A 14,251-nucleotide genomic window follows, 5' to 3' on the forward strand; every position below is an offset into this window, starting at 1 on the left:
CTGTAGATCGTAAAAAGGTCCCGAAGGACCTTTTTTAAATTTTAGCGTGAGTACCATATTTATCAATCATGATTGAACTGGCTTCATTTAAGCCGCGTACAGTAACTTTTATGCCATTTTTTTGAAATTTATTGATGGCCGAATCAAGCATTGCTACTGAAGTTACATCCCAAATATGTGAGTGTGTAAGATCAATAATGACTTCTTTTACATCTTCCTTAAAGTTAAACCCTTGCATAAACTTTTCAGAAGAACTAAAAAATATTTGTCCTCTTAAATCATACACACGCGTTTCACCTTCAAAGGATGTATTTACATGAATATCATTTTCAAGTTTATTGGCTAAGAACAACGCGGAAAGTAAAACACCGGTTAATACGCCTAGTGCTAGGTTATGGGTAGCCACAACAACAATGACAGTTGCAATCATAACGACATTGCTACTTTTAGGATTCGCTTTAAAGTGAATAAGCGACTTCCATTCAAAAGTACTGATTGACACCATAATCATGACAGCAACAAGAGCGGCCATTGGAATTACTTTTAGCCAATCACTTAAGAATACAACTAAAATCAGTAAAAATATTCCTGCACAAAATGTAGATAGGCGTGTGCGACCACCCGATTTTACATTAATCATGGATTGACCAATCATGGCACAACCGGCCATTCCTCCCATAAAGCCTGAGGCAATATTGGCAATCCCTTGACCTTTACACTCTTGAAACTTATCGCTTGGTGTATCCGTCATTTCATCAACAATTGTTGCTGTCATCATTGACTCAAGTAAACCAACAGCAGCAAGGGCTAATGAATAGGGAAGAATAATAAGCAGTGTTTCTAAATTAAAAGGAATATCTGGAATTAAAAATATAGGTAAGGTATCTGGTAATGAACCCATATCACCAACCGTTCGAACATCAATACCTAGAAAAATGGCGAGTAGTGTAACGACGACAATACAAATAAGAGGGGAAGGAAAAAACTTTCCAATTTTGGGTATATAGGGGAATAGGTAAATAATTGCTAAACCAATTGCTACCAATAAGTAGACATGCCACGTCATGTTTACCAATTCTGGTAGTTGGGCTATAAAAATGAGTATGGCTAGGGCATTAACAAACCCAATAACGACTGATTTGGAAACAAAACGCATGAGTTTGGCGAGTTTGAAATATCCAGCTAAGATCTGTATGGCACCAGTTAAAACAGTTGCTGCAAATAGGTATTGAAGCCCATGGTCCTTTACCAGTGTAGTCATGACTAGAGCCATGGCACCCGTAGCTGCCGAAATCATAGCGGGGCGACCGCCTACAAATGAAATAATGACTGCAATACAAAAAGACGCATATAACCCAACTTTCGGGTCTACACCCGCAATAATTGAAAATGCAATTGCTTCAGGAATTAAAGCAAGACCAACAACAAGACCAGAAAGAATATCTGCACGGACATTAGAGAACCATTGTTCTCGGACATTCGTTAACATGAGGGGGATAGCCTATAGTTCTAAATTTTGAAAACGCTAGTGATGTGATATATCAACACAAGCGACTACACCACATCACTAAACAGTGATGAGTTATTTACAATGGGTAAGGGTAAATAAACTTAAGGTGGCGTAAGTGTCATGGGAATAGAGAATTTGAGGCTTTAAAAAGTGGCCGAAGAATAGCATAAGTTTTTAAGGTTGACTAACCTGAGCTTAGGAAATTAGCGTAGCAAAAACTTTATAATTGAATGTTTTTTATCATTGGGTTTATGAAATTGTTTTAAGAAAGGATACTGATCTGCATTCATGGTTAATAGCGATGTTGCGCTAACTTTAGATGACCATTTCAAAAAAATATTAAGATATAAAATTAATTGAGCACGTATAAAAATAGATCAAAATTAGCATTAAGTTACTCATCTTAAAAAGGCTTAGTGAGAGTGTTTATCTCTTTTTAATAGCTACTTTTATGCAACAGAGCCTTTCAGAAATTTAGATTTTAATAGATTCGTTATTCATCATAATACAAATCATATAGAGAACTCCTACAAACCCTTTATTAACGGTTTAAAAATTCTCGGAAAATTTTGACAATTTATAAGGTGGACATATGAATAAACATTTATTGGCTAAAATTACTTTATTAGGTGCTGCTCAGCTACTTACACTCAATTCAGCATTTGCTGATGTCCCTCTTACTCCCGCTCAATTTGCAAAAGCAAAAACAGAAAACTTTGACAAGAAAGTTATTTTATCTAATTTAAATAAGCCGCATGCTTTGTTGTGGGGACCTGATAATCAAATTTGGTTAACAGAGCGGGCAACAGGCAAGATTCTAAGAGTTAACCCTGAATCAGGCAGTGTAAAAACAGTTTTTCAGGTTCCTGAGATTGTAAATGATGCTGATGGACAAAACGGTTTATTGGGTTTTGCCTTTCATCCTGACTTTAAAAATAATCCTTATATCTATGTTTCAGGTACATTTAAAAATCCGAAATCTACAGATAAAGAATTACCAAATCAAACTATTATCCGTCGATATACCTATAACAAGGCAACTGATACTCTTGAGAAACCAGTAGATTTATTAGCAGGATTACCTTCATCGAAAGACCATCAGTCGGGTCGTCTTGTGATTGGTCCAGACCAAAAGATTTACTATACGATTGGTGATCAGGGGCGTAACCAACTGGCTTATTTATTCTTGCCAAATCAAGCACAACATACGCCGACTCAACAGGAACTGAGCGGCAAAGACTATCATACCTATATGGGTAAAGTATTACGCTTAAATCTGGATGGAAGTATTCCAAAAGATAATCCAAGCTTTAACGGTGTAATTAGCCATATTTATACGCTCGGTCATCGTAATCCACAGGGCTTGGCATTTACTCCAAATGGTAAACTGTTGCAATCTGAACAAGGTCCAAACTCTGACGATGAAATTAATCTCATTGTTAAAGGTGGTAACTATGGTTGGCCAAATGTAGCAGGTTACAAAGATGACAGCGGTTATGCTTATGCAAATTATTCGGCAGCAACCAATAAGTCACAAATTAAAGATTTAGGGCAAAATGGAGTAAAAGTAGCGGCAGGTGTACCTGTGATGAAAGAGTCTGAATGGACTGGTAAAAACTTTGTACCACCGTTAAAAACTTTATATACCGTCCAAGATACCTATAACTATAATGACCCTACCTGTGGGGATATGGCCTACATTTGCTGGCCAACAGTTGCGCCATCATCTGCTTATGTCTATAAGGGAGGCAAAAAAGCAATTTCTGGTTGGGAAAATACATTATTGGTTCCATCTTTAAAGCGCGGTGTTATTTTCCGTATTAAGCTGGATCCAACTTACAGTGCTACTTATGATGATGCTGTGCCGATGTTTAAGAGCAATAACCGTTATCGTGACGTGATTGCCAGTCCAGATGGGAATGTTTTATATGTATTGACTGATACTTCCGGAAATGTCCAAAAAGATGATGGCTCTGTAACGAATACATTAGAAAATCCAGGATCTCTGATTAGATTTACATATAAAGCTCAGTAAAACAGGCTATTAAAAAACCGATCTACATAAGATCGGTTTTTTTAGCTTCAGAAAAACTATTCAGTTACGACTAATACCGGTAAATGAATTTCTCCTAAAAGAGCTTGAGTCACACTTCCTAAGAAGAACTTTTTAAACCCTTTTCGACCATGAGAACCAATGACTAACAAGTCTGCTTTGAGCTCGGTAGCTGCTTTAATAATTTCTGTGTGGATTGTTTGACCCTCAACAATTTTTGTCTCAACATAAATTCCATGTTGGCTAAATTGTTCTTTCGCTTGGTCTAAAATACCCTGAATCGATGCTCTAGCTTTATTAAAATAATCCTGTGCTAATTCTGTACTATCAATGAATTCTACAGAAATGAAAGGATCTATAGTAAGCGCATATACTAGAGTCACTTTACTACCGAAGGCTTTAGCAAGTGCTGCTGCATGATTAACAGCAATGAGTGAAGTAGGAGAACCATCGACTGGAACCAAGATATGGTGATAACTCATATATTGCTCCTTATTGTCCTATGACAATGTATGGTGTCAAAACACCGACTTATTATCTTTATGCTTATATTATGAACAAATTTTAAAAAGTTATTGTTTATTTTTAGTATGAATAGAAGCGAGAAAGTTTATTAAAGATTTTATCTTAAAGCATTGTAATGACTTTCTAAGTAGGGTTGATTCTGTTTTAGTATTGAAATGACTTGATTGGCATCTATAGCGGACTCAAACAAGAATCCTTGACCTATACTATATCCAAATTGTCGAAGTAGTTCTTCTTGTTCTGGAGTTTCAATTCCTTCTGCAATGAGCCCCAGTGATAAATTTGGAGCGAGTAAACCAATGGCTTGGACAATCGCATAAATTGATGGGTCATGTTGCATCTTTTGTATAAAACTACAATCTACTTTTAAGCTGTCAATTGGATAATCGCGAATATGGGTTAACGACGAAAAACCAGTACCAAAGTCGTCTAGTGCAATGTGGACTCCATGCTGTTTTAATTTATTAAGTGCCCGGATCACATATTCTGAACCTCGGTCGCCAAGCATATGTTCGGTGACTTCTACTTCAATATAATGTGTCGGTATTTGAAATTGATTGATCTTTTTCAAAAGCTTTTCAGCATAGTTGTCTCTTAAGAACTCAACTGGTGCAGCATTGAGCGAAACAGGAAGAGGTTTAATACCAAGATCTATCCATTTTGCGATGTCACGTAAAACTTGATGTTGCATAGTTTCACCGATCTTACTCGCTAAATTATAATCTTTAAAAGCCTCTGCAATTTGTGCAGGGTAACCTCTTTGGGCTGAAGTAGTATGCCATCGTAATAGAGCTTCAAAACCTACAACACGATGAGTTCTTAAATCTACTTTGGGTTGGTAGTAGGGCTGGATGGTATGATGGCGAATAAGCTGGCGTGCTAAATTAAGTTGAGATGCGACTGTTTCGGTCATTTGCATCATGCATGGATCATACATGCGAATACCACCACGACCACGCGCTTTTAAGTCATGCAATGCCATATCCGCACAACTGAGTAAACCTGACTGGTCTACGGCATCTTGAGGATAAATGGCACAACCAATACTCATACCACCATTGAGAACATTACCTAAATAGGTGATAGGTTGATTTAACTGCTGAAGTAAAATGGCTGCTAGGTCACGAACATCATTTTCAGATTTAAGGTTATTAATAATAACCGCAAACTCATCTCCACCTAGTCTTGCGACAAAGCATCTTTCATCATCAACACAATGACTAAAGCGTTTGGATAAAACTTTTAAAAGATGATCACCTGCGCTATGCCCTAAAGTGTCATTAATATGCTTAAAATGATCAAGATCAATTAATAGTAAACCCACACTTGTTTGACTATCTTTTGAATATGCAAGGGTACGTTTAAGTTGAAATTTAAATGAGCGCCGATTACATAATCCGGTTAGGTCATCTCTTTCACTCATATTTCTAAGCTGATTTTCTGTCAAATGCTGTTGAGTAACGTTACGAGATACACAAAGTATTTGTCCGATTTCACCATTTTCCCGATGAATCGGGGTCAGCATATTATCCCAATATTCGGGGTCCTGATCTGGTAAACAGCTCATTCCAGCAAATCTGGCAACTTTGCCTTGAAGGGCTTTTTTTAAAGCGACGCGTCCACGTTTACGAATATGAGGTGGTAAAAGCTCAAGCCATTTCATTCCAAATTCTGTTTCATCAACAGGAACGCCTAAAGCGAGGCATCCTGATTTATTCATATGAGAAACTGTGCCATCAACATTTAATACTTTAATGCAATCAACACTGATGTCTAACATTTGATTTTGTATTTCAATATTCTTTTGCAAGTTTTGTTGTTCTTGAATATCGTGGTCAATATCTAAAAAGCTGACATACCATTCACTGGATAAAGAAGAGCCGCGATATTTGGAGGCTTGAATAGAAAGTTTGCACCATCTATATTGATTGCCACTTTGTAAAAGTCGACATTTTAATTCTATTCTTTTTTGCAGGCGAATTGCTTCGAGCCATCTATTTTTGACTTCATCTAAATCGACAGGAGATATAAAATCTAACCATTGCTGAGGTAATGGAGAAAAAGTATCCTGCCAATATTCTGTACACTCTACATTGCAATATAATATCAAGCCATTTTCATCACTCACCCAAGTCGGTAGTGGAATTTGCTCAACAATAAAATGCTTTTGGGTGTTGTTCGACATTGAAGTCATAACATGCCTAGAAAGATTGTATGGGGTTAATCTATTTATAAGTCATTATTGTAATCTTTCTGTAGTAATCAAAACAGCAATAAATAATTTTCACCTGTCTTTTTTTTGAACTAAAATTGAGGTGTTAAATATATTATATACTTAATATTTAATTTATGTTTTTGTTATTTATTGATTTTTATCTGTGTTAAGTTAAAAAAAAGATTTATGCTTATTTTTGTAAAAAACTTATTAAAACAGAAACTTATAATTGTCTTTAGAAACCTATCTTAATAAAACTAATGAAAATAAATTATAAAAATGATGCAAAGTAAATTGTTGTGGTTAAAATTTTAATAAAACAAATTTTAACCACAATATATAAAGAGGGGCAGGTTTAAAAAATTCTAGATAAATACAATAACCACCATTAAGTTTACAAAAGTAATATAAAATAAAGGCTTATATTATCGTAAAATTCTTTTCATCAAGAAGGATATATATTTCCTTTTTGTGCATTTTATAGCCTACATTTTCCCCAAGATGTAGGTTTTTTTTTATTCCTAATTTTTGATTTTATAATTTTAAACTATTAAAAATAAAAAAAAGCCAAATGGCTTTTTTATACAGTTTCAGGTTTTTTCAACTCTTGTTGAATGTAAAGATTCATATAGTATTGTTCAATATAATCATCTGCATAGTTGTTTGCTAAGGTTTTCGTTGCCACTTGTTCATGTTTTAAATAGCAGTTTGATTCGAGGTCTTTTTCAAGTACCCACCATTGACGGTTAATACGGCGCACTTGAAACTTGTCACTTTTGTATTTTCTTTTAGCCATTTTCAAAAATTTGCTATTCAGTTATTGAAAGAGAATTTCTACTGGAGTTAAGAGCTCAAGTCAACAGATGTGAAGTTAATTGATTATTTTATGTAGGGTATTGTTTCTATCAATGCTTAGACGAGGCATTAAAATAGAAAAAGCTCTCCTGAAGAGAGCTTAGGTATTACTGACGAGTAAAAGATCTATTCCATTTTTAACGGGAAAGATTTTTTAAAAGTAATTTTAAACTTTCCATCATTTTTTCTAATTGCAATGGGGTGATACCTTCGAATGATTGCTCGAGTACTACACTGGTTAGATCATTAATCTTATTGATCATTTCAGTACCTTTTTCTGTAAGTACCACGCGGGTGATTCGACCATCGGTCTGACAAGAATAAGTTTCAACCAAACCTTCATCTTTTAAGCGATAGACAATTTTAGTCGTTGTCGACATTTTTGAAATAATCATATCTGAAAGTTCAGAAACACTCGCATGGGGCTTACTGCTTAAAGCCAACATAATGCGTCTACGTGAGTTATCTAAACCATATTTTTTTAAAGCATTATCAATATTTTGTACATACTGAGCATGTACTTGAGTAATCCAATAATATGGAAAATCTTCAAGAGTAAAAGATTCTGTTGTAGGTAAAAAACGCGCATACTTCTTTGTCATTGACTTTTCCCCATACCTTGGTGGATCGCATTTCTGGTGAACTATCTTTAATAGTTGAAAAATATAGTTTCATCAAGCAAGTTATATCAGGACTTTACTTGCTGAGCAAAATTTATATAGCTAAATTTAACAATGACATGGTTTAGTTCCCCTTGTCTTGATAAACATCCCTATACTTTGCACAAACTACAAATACTTTTCTTCTATAGTCAAAGTTTGTTGAAAATTAATGTGACTTGATAAGTCATAGTCATTAATTCCTTAAAATCTTTGAACAGATATACAAGATTGCATCTAGGCTTGCTTGATCGTTAATTAAACGATATTGGCTTGCAAACGCATCGTAGAAAAAAAATTATGATTTGACCGTGGCATTGAACGAGATAGTTTTTGTCTCTAAAGTCATAACTATGAAAAATCAAGATATTTAAATAAAAAATATTTATAAATATCAATGTTTTAATTTATTTTATTATTAATGAAATTTACCATACATTTAACATGAATCATCTATTATTTAGCAAAATAAAATGGGTTTTTTGGGTAATTTATTGATTATTTTATATAAAATTAAAAAAACTAGTTGAATGATTAGCGTTATAAATTTAGTTTTTTTGTCTATAAATTATATTTTTAACAATTTTTACTCAGGCAGTATGCCGTTCATCTACTAAATCCCCAAAAAAAGACCCAACTTTAACTGTAATGTTGATAGAAGAAGTGCCAGTACAGATTATGGCAAGAGCTACTCAGATTAAATGATATAAGCACTACTAAAACAGATTGTTGAATAGTATTTAATTAAAAAAAAGGGAGAATATTAATTCTCCCTTTTTAAATTATGAAATGGTTACAATTTTTTCTTCTACTTTTTTCTTAACAATTGCATAGCTTATTCCTGTAACAATACTGCCAGCAGCAATTGCAGCAAGATATAACCAAGCATGATTAATTGCATTTGGAATTAAAAGAACAAATACACCGCCGTGAGGAGTAACTAACTCGCAGTGGAATAGTGCAACAAGTGCGCCAGTTACTGCACCACCTAAAATACAAGTCGGAATAACGCGCATTGGGTCTTTTGCTGCAAAAGGAATTGCACCTTCTGAAATAAAACATAAACCTAGTACAAAAGCGGCTTTTCCGGCATCTTTCTCTCCTGTACTAAATTTATTTTTAGCCACGAAAGTCGCAATAGCCATACCAATAGCAGGGACCATACCACCCGCCATTGTTGCTGCCATAGGCATATAGGTATTTGTTGTAAGCAATCCCACAGTAAAAGCGTAGGCTGCCTTATTGATTGGGCCACCTAAATCGATACACATCATGCTTGCTAATATAATTCCCATTAACACAGCATTTGTTGTACCCATATTATTCAGGAAGTCTTTCATGAGCTCGAAAATATGTGCTACAGGCTGTCCAACCACATAGAACATAATAAGGCCGACAAATAATGTTCCTAACAAAGGAATAATTAAAATCGGTTTAAGTGCTTCTAGACTAGTAGGAAGTTTGAGTTTTTTTGCAATAAAAAGTGCGATATAGCCCGCAAGGAAACCTGAAACGATGCCGCCTAAAAAGCCTGCTTGTAATTGAGAGGCGAGTAAGCCGCCGATTAAGCCAGGTGCGAGGCCAGGGCGATCAGCAATGGAGTAGGCAATATAACCCGATAACATCGGGACCATGAGCATAAATGCAGCGGCCCCAATTTGTTTTAATATGGCTGGTAAACTTCCGGCTTGCTCAGCAGCATTTAAGCCAAAGCATAGGGATAGGGCAATTAGAAGACCACCAGCCACCACCATAGGTAACATATAAGAAACACCTGTTAAGAGATGTTTATATACGCCAACTTTTTCGGTTTTATCCTTGTTCTCTGCTGATGTTTGTTGCTTACCTTGATCTAAAACTTGTGCATTACTAATCGCTTCAGCAAAAGCTTTATCTGTTTGCTTTAATGCAAAACCAGTACCGCATCGGTAAACACGCTTGCCCACAAAACGGTCTGTATTAACTTCAATATCAGTAGCAAGAATCACGATGTCCGCTTCAGCAATAGCTTGGGCTGATAAAATATTTTTTGCACCAACGGAACCTTGTGTTTCTACTTCAATATCATAACCAAGTTTTTCTGCACCTTGTTGTAATGCTTCAGCAGCCATAAAGGTATGAGCAACACCTGTAGGGCACGCAGTGATTGCAACAAATTTAGTCGCTTTATTTGGCGATGGCGTATTATCACTCTGCCAATCTTGAGCTGGCTTTAAATGATCTAAGCCAGCTTGGAAAGCTGAATGAGCATCATTTTTGATTTCTTCAATGCTAATTAAAGATAAAGGGTGTGTACCAAAAATATTAAGATTTTTCGGACGTTGTCCAATAACAATGATTTGATCAAAGTTTTGATTTTCTTCGAATTCATCGAGCGAAATTATATTATTTTCGTAACCCTGTTGGGATGCTACCTGTGCAAGCTTTCGAGCTAAAATCAAAGCATTGACTTGCTGTTGCGGACTATTAATGACAAATAATAAATGTTTAGCAGTTGGCATCAGATTCACTCAATGAATTGATTGTAGTTTGGGCTTTTAATTGGTTTAGCATTTCAGCATTTGGAATACGAAAGCCAATTTGTGTTACAGCATGGCTCGCAATTGCCGTAGCCGTTTTCAATGTTTCTTCGGCAGAGAAGTTATTTATTAAGCCGTGAATCATGCCGGCTAAAAGAGAGTCGCCCGCACCAACGGTACTTTTAACGATCACTTTAGGGGCTTGGGCATGTAGTGGATGTGTTTCATGTAGCCAGTTTACACCGTCTTCACCCATCGAAATAACGACATGCTCAATTTTAGCTAAATTTTTAAAAAGCTCTTTTTGCTGGATATAGGTTGTGGCAGGAAGCTGATAGCTTTCTATTAACTCATCGGTGTTTGGTTTAATCATCCATGGTTGGCATTCAATTGCAGCCACTAACGCTTTACCACTTGTATCAAGGGCAACTTTTTTACCATGTTTTTGAATCAGCTTAATAAGCTTCTGAAACTCATCAATACCAAAACCTTGTGGAAGGCTACCAGCAATAGCAACGACTTCTACTTGCGGCAAAATCATTTCAATTTTTTGGAATAGGTTCTTTTTATCCAGTTCAGATACTAAAAATCCTTTTCCATTTAAATCGGTCATACGGCCGGAATGTTCAGCAATTTTTATATTTTGGCGCGTTTCACCCTCAATATAAATAAATTCAGATTGAAATTGAACTTGCTCAAAATGTGTATCAAAAATCTGTCGATTACTATTTCCTAGAAAACCGGAAACAATAACATCATGTCCTAAATCTTTTAAAACTTGTGCAACATTAAGCCCTTTTCCAGCAGCATGAATCTCTACAGATTCTTGGCGATTTACTTCACCTATCTGCAACTCATTGAGTTGTATCGTGACATCAATTGCAGGATTTAAAGTAATTGTTAAAATTTTAGCCATTACCATTCCTAATCTTTACAGTTCTTGTTCGGATAACTGACGTACAGCAGGGGCGCTATCACATTCAAGTGCGCGCTGTGCAAGTATTTGAGCTTGGCTGTAGTCTAGTGTACGAATCTGCGCTTTTACCAAGGGAATACTATTCGGGGACATGCTGAGTTCATCTACACCTAATCCCATAAGAATAGGCACAGCTTTTGGATCAGCCGCTAGTTCACCGCATACTCCTACCCATTTGCCATGTTTGTGTGCAGCTTTTATTGTTTGATCAATCAATTGTAAAATACTTGGATGCAGACCATCTGCTTCAGCAGAGAGGATAGGATGGCCACGGTCAATGGCTAAGGTATATTGAGTTAAGTCATTTGTTCCAATACTGAAAAAGTCCACTTCTTGAGCAAGAATAGGGGCAAGTAATGCGGCAGAAGGAACTTCTATCATAATGCCAACTTGTAAGTTCGCACATGTATATGCAGCTTTTACTTCATCAAGAATTGATTTAGCAGCACGCCATTCTTCTACACGGCCAATCATTGGGAACATGATTCTTAAAGGGCGATCATCTGCGGCTTTAAGCAAAGCAGTAAGCTGTTGACGCAATAGCTCTGGCCGTCTTAAGGTTAAGCGAATACCTCTTAGTCCTAAAAACGGATTTTCTTCTTCTGCAATTGGTAGGTAAGGCAGAGGTTTATCGCCTCCTACATCTAAAGTGCGTACTACGAGAGGACGACCAGCAAGTGCATCTAAGACAACCCGATAATCTGCTTCTTGGGCTGCCTCATTTGGGGCGCTACTATGAGCCATAAAAACCAGCTCTGTTCTAAGCAGGCCAATTGCTTCCGCGCCACATTCTACTGCGTGGGCTGTGGCTTGAACTTTTCCTAAATTGGCTGCAATTTCGATCTGATGTTGATCTAGAGTAATCGCAGGTTCTTGGCAGTGGCGTTCAGCTTCTTCACGAATTTTTTGTTGAAGCTCACGTTCTTGTTTTGCGTGTTCAATTTGTTGAGTAGTTGGATCTAAAACGAAAGCTCCCGTGTCTCCATTAATTAGAAGAGAGCTTTTCTGCTCAATATCTAATACTTGATCACTAGCACCAACAATTGCAGGAATACCTAAAGCACGCGCAACAATAGCACTATGGGCACTAGCACCGCCAACAGCTGTTAAAATACCAGCAACACGATCTTTATTGAGGCGAGCCACATCACTTGGTCCCACATCATACATAATTAGGATATAAGGCTCTTTAGGTTCTTCGATGATAACTTCACCACAGAGTTGAGCCAAAACTCGATCACCAATATCACGTAAGTCTGTAGCACGCTCAGCGAGTAAACGGTCTGGTAAAGCCGCTTGCTCTTTAGCTGCTGCTTCAATATGTTCATGCCAAGAAGCAGGGGCAGAAAGGTTTAAGTTAATCTTTTGATAAACACCATTAATAAGATCGGGGTCATCCAACATTTCTAAATGTGCTTGGAATATTTGCTTAATTTCAGAAGCTTCAGATTTCGCAATCACTTGGTGAATATTATTTTTAACTGCATGAAGAGCAATATCAAGTTTCTCTTTCTCAGCTTTAACACTTAAACCCATACGTTCATATTGGTAAACTTTAGGTTTAATGACATGCACTGGGCCAAAAGCTAAACCACTAGAAGCCGGAATCCCGGTATTTGTACTCAATGTTTTTGGTAATGATATTACTGTTTGAAGTTTTTGGTCTTCTTTGGTATCGGAAGAGAGTAGCGGTTCAATTTCTTCCCCTAAGCCTTGTTGTACTGCCAAAATCACTTTATCTAAAGCTTCTACTGCATCTGTTCCTGGTTCTGCAATGAAACGTAAAGTTTGACCTCGTTTACATCCTAAAGCCAATAAGCGAGTCAAACTCTTAGCTGAAACAAAACTACCTTCATCTACTGCAACTTGAATATCGCCTTGAAAAGTTTTTGTTAAGTTCACTAAATGAGTCGCGGGTCTGGCATGTAATCCATGTGCATTGGCCAATACAACTGAGCGGTTTGGCCAATCGGGAATCACTTCCGCACCAATAATTTTAGCAATTTCATTTGGTGCTTGGGTTTGATCTAATTGAGCAACTTGTTCTGGATTAAATAAAATATCAATCAGCCTATTAAATCTTTGGCTATCTAACTGATCATTTGCAGCAACACAGACTAAAGTATTTAGTTTCTGCCCGTTTACATCTAAAGGATGACGTGGTTTTACAATACTAATAGCTGGTTGTTGCACAAACTGATTACTAGAAACAGACCAGATCTGGTCTTGCAACTGAATGACTTGCTCTGGAGCTAAAGAACTTAAGAAACCACATTTTACGAAATTCTGTTTTTTTAGTACTTGAGTTGCTGCCCAAAACAAATCTTCAATATCTTGAGCTTCAATTTCAGTTTGAATTAAATTTTCATGTAGTGTTAAAGATAATGGTTGAGCTTGTAATAGTTCAATAATTTGCTCAGGTTTTGATGCATTTTTTACTTGTTCACTTACATCCTGCATTAACGCTCTAGTTAATATTTGTAATACTTGTAAATGTTCATCAGATTTTGCTGCAATAACAACAGCTAAATAAATCGTATTTTCCCCATCCCATATTATTCCTTCTGGAAAATGGGCTAAACGAATACCAGTTTTTAAAATAAATTCTCGTGACTGAGGCGTCCCATGGGGAATTGCAATTCCCTGACCTAAATAGGTCGCACTTTGCTGTTCACGGTTGATAAGTCCTGTTATATAGTCAGGAGTAACCAACCCATCTTTCACTAATATATCTACTAGACACTGTAATGCATGTTGTTTATCAACAGCATGTTGATTCATATGAATATGTTGAGGCTCTAGTGCTAGCATAATTATCCTTGAACAATTTCTTTGGCTTTAGCTAAAACAGAAAAAAAGAAGCTGTTTGTATTAAAATAGGTTAGTTTAACCGTTTTTAAACAACAGCTTCAGATAAATTACCATAGCAGAACTTTAAA

The 14,251-nt window shown here is 36.3% G+C and carries 9 protein-coding genes and 1 pseudogene; 1 reads left to right on the forward strand and 9 read right to left on the reverse strand.

The features are described 5' to 3' along the window. Nucleotides 1-34: 34 nt before the first annotated feature. Both BMW38_RS07815 and BMW38_RS19600 read right to left on the reverse strand, forming a co-directional pair. A complete protein-coding gene (locus tag BMW38_RS07815; protein ID WP_092707066.1) occupies nt 35-1,489 on the reverse strand; it encodes a SulP family inorganic anion transporter in 1,455 nt (484 codons plus the stop codon). Between the two features lie 242 nt (nt 1,490-1,731). Next, a pseudogene (locus BMW38_RS19600) lies at nt 1,732-1,827 on the reverse strand (SOS response-associated peptidase); the annotation flags it as partial. Nucleotides 1,828-2,102: 275 nt separating this feature from the next. Between BMW38_RS19600 and BMW38_RS07820 the strand changes: the two are divergent. After that, nucleotides 2,103-3,545 (forward strand): glucose/sorbosone family PQQ-dependent dehydrogenase, encoded by a 1,443-nt coding sequence (locus tag BMW38_RS07820; protein WP_092707068.1) that lies wholly within the window; start codon nt 2,103-2,105, stop codon nt 3,543-3,545. A 56-nt stretch (nt 3,546-3,601) separates the two neighbouring features. Here the strand turns inward: BMW38_RS07820 and BMW38_RS07825 are convergent, their stop codons facing one another. The 7 genes from BMW38_RS07825 to ptsP form a co-directional block, all read right to left on the reverse strand. Next, nucleotides 3,602-4,045, reverse strand: a complete 444-nt coding sequence (locus BMW38_RS07825) for a universal stress protein (RefSeq protein WP_005040033.1) — start codon at nt 4,043-4,045, stop codon at nt 3,602-3,604. Nucleotides 4,046-4,185: 140 nt separating this feature from the next. Continuing rightward, nucleotides 4,186-6,282 carry a sensor domain-containing protein gene (locus BMW38_RS07830; protein WP_092707070.1) on the reverse strand — a complete coding sequence of 699 codons (2,097 nt, stop codon included), beginning with the start codon at nt 6,280-6,282 and terminating at the stop codon, nt 4,186-4,188. A 601-nt stretch (nt 6,283-6,883) separates the two neighbouring features. Further along, nucleotides 6,884-7,099 (reverse strand): hypothetical protein, encoded by a 216-nt coding sequence (locus BMW38_RS07835; protein ID WP_003652142.1) that lies wholly within the window; start codon nt 7,097-7,099, stop codon nt 6,884-6,886. 196 nt (nt 7,100-7,295) lie between these two features. Next, nucleotides 7,296-7,760 carry a MarR family winged helix-turn-helix transcriptional regulator gene (locus tag BMW38_RS07840; protein WP_002121027.1) on the reverse strand — a complete coding sequence of 155 codons (465 nt, stop codon included), beginning with the start codon at nt 7,758-7,760 and terminating at the stop codon, nt 7,296-7,298. Nucleotides 7,761-8,599: 839 nt separating this feature from the next. Next, entirely contained in the window at nt 8,600-10,318 is a 1,719-nt protein-coding gene (locus tag BMW38_RS07845) for a fructose-specific PTS transporter subunit EIIC (protein WP_092707072.1), read from the reverse strand. Further along, nucleotides 10,305-11,252 (reverse strand): 1-phosphofructokinase, encoded by a 948-nt coding sequence (pfkB, locus tag BMW38_RS07850; protein ID WP_092707074.1) that lies wholly within the window; start codon nt 11,250-11,252, stop codon nt 10,305-10,307. Before pfkB ends, BMW38_RS07845 begins: the two co-directional genes overlap by 14 nt. A 15-nt stretch (nt 11,253-11,267) precedes the next feature. After that, nucleotides 11,268-14,123, reverse strand: a complete 2,856-nt coding sequence (gene ptsP, locus BMW38_RS07855; RefSeq protein ID WP_092707077.1) for a phosphoenolpyruvate--protein phosphotransferase — start codon at nt 14,121-14,123, stop codon at nt 11,268-11,270. Between the last annotated feature and the right edge of the window lie 128 nt (nt 14,124-14,251).

The organism is Acinetobacter sp. yr461 (assembly GCF_900110445.1).
Taxonomy (GTDB): domain Bacteria; phylum Pseudomonadota; class Gammaproteobacteria; order Pseudomonadales; family Moraxellaceae; genus Acinetobacter; species Acinetobacter calcoaceticus.